This is a genomic window from Xenorhabdus santafensis (assembly GCF_033949405.1).
GTDB lineage: Bacteria > Pseudomonadota > Gammaproteobacteria > Enterobacterales > Enterobacteriaceae > Xenorhabdus > Xenorhabdus santafensis.
Map to the genome: position 1 here is coordinate 1 of NZ_VCDN01000359.1, position 270 is coordinate 270.

General features: G+C 35.6%; 1 protein-coding gene. It reads right to left on the minus strand.

What is annotated here, in order from left to right; translation table 11 throughout:
* Positions 1-218 (minus strand): hypothetical protein (locus tag FE392_RS22765; RefSeq protein ID WP_319931953.1); only part of this gene is annotated, 218 nt, incomplete at its 3' end.
* Positions 219-270 lie beyond the last annotated feature (52 nt).

Consider the following 270-nt stretch of genomic DNA (forward strand, 5'->3'; position numbering starts at 1 on the left):
AGGACTAAACGTCCTTTCTTTTCTAGTTCGCTAATTTCTATATGTCTATTTGTATCTTGCAAGATGCTTTTATATACAATAGCGTCTGTTCGATGTTTCTTCAGCTGGTCTACTTCTTTTTCTAATAAACCAAATTGAAGTTCAGCATTATCTGCCCTACGATCTGCTTTGTAATACTTCTCTTCTAGCTCTTCAATTTTTTCGGCTGCTGCATCCATTCTTTTTCCGGCTTGATATTGCACTTTCATGCTAGATACAGATAACTCTTTT